A 5,936-nucleotide genomic window follows, 5' to 3' on the forward strand; every position below is an offset into this window, starting at 1 on the left:
AAATGTTGCATCAACACCATAAATCTGAGTTGGTGTTGGTTCAGATGACAATGACCAAGCGGCTAGGTAGACATCGATGGCAGTTTGCTTTGGCTTTTGAAGAGTAGAGTAAAAACTGTTCATTTCCATTGGCTTACCAGTGGTCATCTGGACATCCAATCCAGCCTTGTGCCATTGTTGCATGTAGTATTGGTACTCAGCTTCAGTTGCAGCAGAACTCTGCATGGCACCTAAATGAATAACCAGCTTCTTACCGTTTGGATCTGTCCGCCACTTACCTTTCTTCTTGTAACCAGCCTTATCAAGGAGTGACTTAGCTTTCTTCATATTATACTTAAATCCTGGATTTTTAGCATCATAGACATCCTTAAATGCAGGTGGAATCAACGTATTGGCTTGCCATGAAACACCGTTCCCAAATTTCTGTTCAACGGCATTAACATTGGCAGCATACATCATCGCCAGACGAAGATTCTTATTTGCCATTTTGGCATTTTTATCCATCACATTTCGACCAGTTTTGGTATCCATGTGACCAACATTAAAACCAAAGTAGTCATAACCCATGGAAGGTGTACCAGCAATCCCATAATCGCTTAGCTTCTTGAACTTAGGATACTGGCTTGAAGGCATAGTTGCATTTGGCCCACCGGCTACAAAATCATACTTCTTTGACTTAAATGCAGCTAATGCATTGTTAGTCGATACAACTTGAATGGTAATGTGCTTAATCTGTGGCTTCTTGCCATAGTAATACTTGTTTGGAGACCAGCTCGTTGATTCGCCTTGGACGATTTTATCTAGCTTGTAAGGGCCTGTAAAAATCGGATTCTTACGGACTTTACTTGACGATGCAAGTTTAGAAATTGGAATTCCCTTAAAGTACTCATATGGTTCAACAGTTTGCCAAATAAATGAGTTTCCTGCGTATTTCATGGATGGTGCCATCCGTGAGAAATGAATAACGGCAGTCCGACCATTCTGCCCATCTGGGAAGGTGATGCCAGAAATTGTCTTAGATTTCCCTGAATGGTAAGCCGCCATCCCTTTAATAGCAGCAAAATCTGATGAATATTGTTGTGATGTTGTGTTTTTATTTCCAATTATTTCATATGGATATTCAACATCTTTAGCCGTGACTTTAGCACCATTTGACCATTTTGCGTCCTTACGAAGGGTAATTGTAACGGTTTTTGCTTTACGGTCAATCTTTTGGTTGGCTAATCCACCGTTGACAATCTTGTAGTTCTTCGTAACGTTGAACAGGTTCCCCGAGCCACCGGGTGCGAATACATCTGTGTCTTCAGCGTTGGTCCCCAACGTCGGTGACGAAATCCCCGCAAACGGCGCATCATTAACTTCGGCAACCTTTAACGTACTATTATTTCCTGCTGTAGTCGCCTTACCCGGGCCACTATATGTAGCTGACATTGCCACGTGCTTGCCAGCGCCTGATTCACTGCTGCTCTTACCATTAGAGCAGGCGGCAAGTGTCATAACTGATACAGCCGCAATTCCGACTGTGAGCCATTTTCTTTTGCTCATAAAACATCCCTCCAATTTAAGATTCAACTAAACGACCAACAAAACCACACCTCAATCTGCAAAAGTTGCACCATCCCCTTTATCGAGCTTACTTTATTTCTGATCCTGGCCCCGCCGTTGTGCCGCGTTGGTGGTTCGCCGCATCACTTGGCCAATATAACTAATCGACAAACACAAAATGATAATCTCAACGGCTGCAGGAAGCCACGTCCACCAATACTGGGTAATATTTTCGGGGTCGTTGGCGTTGGCAATCAAAGTACCAAGTGACGGCGTTCCCATTGGCAGACCGAAGCCCAAGAATGAAAGCCCAGTTTCAACACCAATGTTTTCTGCAAATGACAGCGTCGTGTCAACAATAATCAATGACGAAATGTTCGGCATGATTTCTCTGAAAATAATCTTGAAATTACTGGTTCCGGACGTTTTTGATGCGGCAACGTAATCCTTTTGAGACTCAGCCAACGTCCGCGAGCGAATCAGACGCGAAGTCCCCATCCAATAAAAGATCGATAAGATAAGGGTGAGCGTAATCGCGTTGTAATGCGGGATAATCGTGACAATAACAATGATCGTCATTAACATTGGAATAATCATCATAAAGTCATAAACCCGTTGCATGGCCAAATCGACCATTCCGCCAAAGTAGCCGGATACCAGCCCCCAGCAGATACCAAAGGTCGAAGAAATAATCGTCAACCCAATGGCAATTGAAATGGAGTTTCGTGAGCCGACAATCAGTTCTTTGGCAATCGAGCGGCCACCGGCATCGGCACCCAGCCAATACTCCGGTGTGAACGGCTTGTTGTAGTACCCCATGATGTTGGTTTCCATCATTTTGGGAACGTCAATAAACATCGAGGCAATAATGACAAATAAAATAAAGAAAATGAGTAGGAATAAAGAAACCATCGCTGGTTTGTCAGCTTTGAATTCGCCCCACATAATCTTCATTCGAGATGGTGTGGCCTCTTCGTTTGCTTCCTTGGTTAATCGTGCCAGGTCTTCCTTTGAAATGGTGGTTGCTTCTTCAATATCGCGTTTCATCTCAGCCACCCCCTACTCAACCCGAACCCGTGGGTCAACGATGCTCAAGACAATGTCTGAAAGCAACGTTCCCAACAAGTTCAAGAAGCCATATAACAAGACCAAAGCAGTAATAACGGTGTAATCACGGTAATTGATGGCGTTTAAAAACAGCAAGCCCATACCAGGATATGAGAAGACCATTTCAGTAAAGATGGACCCACCCAATAAACCGGTGATCGAATACCCGGCAAACGCGGCAATTGGTAACAGGGAATTCCGGAAGATGTGGTGTCTGTAGATGTCTTTCATCGGCACCCCTTTTGATCGGGCCGTTCGAACATAATCAGAGTGCTTGGCGTCAATGACTTCCGACCGCAGATACTGGACAATATTGACGGTTCCAAACAAGGCACCCAGTAAACCGGGTAAAATAATGTGATCCAGCCGTGACAATATCGTTCCGCCAAGCCCACTCGCCTGAGCAGAAACCGATCCGCTGGTTGGGAACCAATTAAGCGCATATCCGAAGATCCAGATTCCAATAACCAACACAACGAAGAATGGAATCGACATGGTGACGTATGTATAAACACGGACCAATGTATCTTGAAGTTTGCCTTCGTGATGAGCGGCGTACAAGCCAAGCGGCAACCCAATGGCGTAAGTTAAAACCATTGTGAACAGTGCTAACCACAGGGTGTTGGCACCACGTTGCTGAATCAGATCAACAACCGGTTCCTGATACTCATAGCTCATTCCCAAGTCCCCGTGGAACAAATGGACGACCCAATTCCAGTACTGTTGGTACCAGGGATCGTAAAGACCGTGGATCTCCATCAAATGATGAATCTGAGCAGGATCGGCCCGTGGGTTAATCGACCCGGTAAACGGATCTCCGGGCATTGCCTTTGCGAGCAGAAAAACTAAAATACTTAAAATAATCAGTTCCGGAATCATAATCAGAACCCGGCGCAAAATTGTTTTCCACATCAGACATTGACCCCCTTTTTCTCAGACTGTTGTTCAAATTTTTCGGCAAGTTCGGGTGGCAAGGCAACCGAGTGCGTCGGCGAAACCTGAACCAGCGGGAACGCCATGCCATCTTTGTCGTAATACGTTTTTTGTTGTTCTTGGTAAATCTTTTCAATTTCCAACCGGTGCTTGCGATGTTCTTCTCGATGATTGACGTTGGTTTCGGGAATCGCCGCCAACAAACGCTTTGTGTAAATGTGCATTGGATTGTTGTAAATGTCATCTCGGGTTCCAACTTCAACAACGCGCCCGCGAGTCATAATGGCAATATTTTTGCACATATGGCGGACAACCCCGAGATCATGAGAAATAAACAGGTAAGAAATGCCAAATTGGCGCTGGATTTTCTTCATGAAGTTAAGCACCTGGGCTTGAACGGATAAGTCCAGTGCCGATACCGGCTCATCGGCAATAATGAGCTTTGGGTGGGTCGCCACTGCTCTGGCAACCCCAATTCGTTGTCGTTGTCCACCCGAGAATTGGTGGGGATACTTATACAAAGCATCGGCATCCAAGCCAACAATGTCCAACAATTGAAGAACCCGCAATTTTTCTTCTTCCTTATCCAGATGTTCAAAATTCCTCAAGGGTTCTGCAATCACATCTTCAATTCGTTTTCGTGGGTTCAAGCTGGACAGCGAATCCTGGAAGATCATTTGAACATCCCGGTTATAATCGAGCTTTCTGCGATTTTCCGCTTTGGTAACGTCTTTTCCTTTATACATAACGGTTCCCTGAGTTGCTTTTTCCAGACCAATAATTGCTTTGGCGGTTGTCGACTTGCCAGATCCGGATTCACCCACCAAGCCGTACGTTTCTCCGGCTTCAATATTAAACGTGACGCCGTCGACAGCTTTGACGTTATCAACCACCCGGTTCCAAAAGCCCCCGCGAATTGGGTAGTGAACCTTTAGGCCATTAATTTCAATTAGACTCATGACCGGCGCCCTCCTTTACTTGATCCGGGAAATAAAAGTCTTTGTAGCAAGTGCAGCGGACTAAATGATCGTTGCCGATATCGTGCATAACCGGATGTGCTTCGTGAGCAGATGCTGGAATCCACGGTATTCGTGGCGCAAACCGGTCACCGTCTTTCGGCATCTTTTGAAGTGAAGGAACCATTCCTTGAATAACGTAGAGTTCATCGTTTTCGTTATCCCGTTGCGGCATCGATCGTAGCAGTGAACGCGTATAAGGGTGCTTGGGCTCATTAAAAATCTGAGCCGCTGTCCCCTGTTCAACAATTTGTCCGGCATACATAACCGCAACCCGATCGGCTGTTTCGGCAACCACGCCCAAATCATGGGTGATCAAGATAATGCCGGCGTGATTTTCTCGTTGGATATCTCTTAAAACATCCAGAATTTGAGCTTGAATCGTCACGTCCAAAGCCGTCGTTGGCTCGTCAGCAATAATCAAATCTGGTTTACAAGCGATTGCAATTGCAATAATAATTCGTTGCCGCATCCCACCGGAAAGCTGATGTGGAAATTGGTGCGCGGTACGTTCAGGATCTTCAATCCCAACCTGATTAAGGAGTTCAATGACCCGCGCATGACGTTGCTTTTCTGTCATGTCGGTATGATAAATCATGACTTCTTGGATTTGGTCTTCAATTCGTTTGAGCGGATTAAGTGCAGACAAAGGATCTTGGAAAATCATGCCGATTTTGGCGCCTCGAACATTGTTATATCCCTTCTCATCCAGCTTCAATAAATCCGTTCCTTCGAAATCAATTTCCCCCGAAATCTTGGTTTCTTCCGGATCGTGAAGTCCCATGATCGTTGTGGCCAAAGTGCTCTTACCACAACCAGATTCGCCAACAATGGCCAAAATCTCATCATGTTTCACCTCAAGATTGACGTTTGAAACAGCATCATAGTATTGACCGTTAATCTTGAATGCGGTGCTCACACCTTTAATGTTCAAGAATTGGTCGGTATTTGTCTCAACCACGTGACTATCTCCTTTTGACGACTTATTTATGTATATTCTTTGTTTGATTAAAATATGATTAACGGTGTAGCCATTAATTTATATAAAAAATATTACAATACAATAAATTATGAAACTTTTTCACATGAATTTTTTACTGCTTGGAAGCTTTGTAATATTTATCCTAAAACATAACAATTATATCTTATATGTAAGTCCCTTTAAAGGAAAAGATTATGGAACTCGTAATTGAACGTGGAAGAATTGCTTCTTTAGAAGAACTACCTAATTATAGCATTGCTCTTGACGGATTTGTTCAAGGCCCGCAAGTTGATACTGAAAATTTCAAATATTCTTTTGATCATCATCAAGGATGTGTCAGATTTGCTACATCT

5 protein-coding genes are annotated in these 5,936 nt (G+C 44.2%); all 5 read right to left on the reverse strand.

Annotation, left to right across the window (positions count from 1 at the left end):
- Positions 1–1,545: ABC transporter substrate-binding protein (locus AB3112_RS07410; protein ID WP_367334204.1), on the reverse strand; the 1,545-nt coding region annotated here is incomplete at its 3' end.
- Between the two features lie 93 nt (positions 1,546–1,638).
- Positions 1,639–2,592 (reverse strand): ABC transporter permease, encoded by a 954-nt coding sequence (locus AB3112_RS07415; RefSeq protein WP_057909872.1) that lies wholly within the window; start codon positions 2,590–2,592, stop codon positions 1,639–1,641.
- 12 nt (positions 2,593–2,604) lie between these two features.
- Positions 2,605–3,564 carry an ABC transporter permease gene (locus tag AB3112_RS07420; protein ID WP_057909871.1) on the reverse strand — a complete coding sequence of 320 codons (960 nt, stop codon included), beginning with the start codon at positions 3,562–3,564 and terminating at the stop codon, positions 2,605–2,607.
- Positions 3,564–4,544, reverse strand: coding sequence for an ATP-binding cassette domain-containing protein (locus AB3112_RS07425; protein ID WP_057909870.1), 981 nt, complete (start codon positions 4,542–4,544; stop codon positions 3,564–3,566). The genes AB3112_RS07420 and AB3112_RS07425 overlap by 1 nt, the downstream gene beginning before the upstream one ends.
- Positions 4,531–5,562, reverse strand: coding sequence for an ABC transporter ATP-binding protein (locus AB3112_RS07430; protein WP_057909869.1), 1,032 nt, complete (start codon positions 5,560–5,562; stop codon positions 4,531–4,533). The genes AB3112_RS07425 and AB3112_RS07430 overlap by 14 nt, the downstream gene beginning before the upstream one ends.
- Positions 5,563–5,936 lie beyond the last annotated feature (374 nt).

Origin of the sequence: Lentilactobacillus sp. (assembly GCF_040773105.1) — a bacterium.
In the GTDB taxonomy this organism is placed as follows: domain Bacteria; phylum Bacillota; class Bacilli; order Lactobacillales; family Lactobacillaceae; genus Lentilactobacillus; species Lentilactobacillus parabuchneri.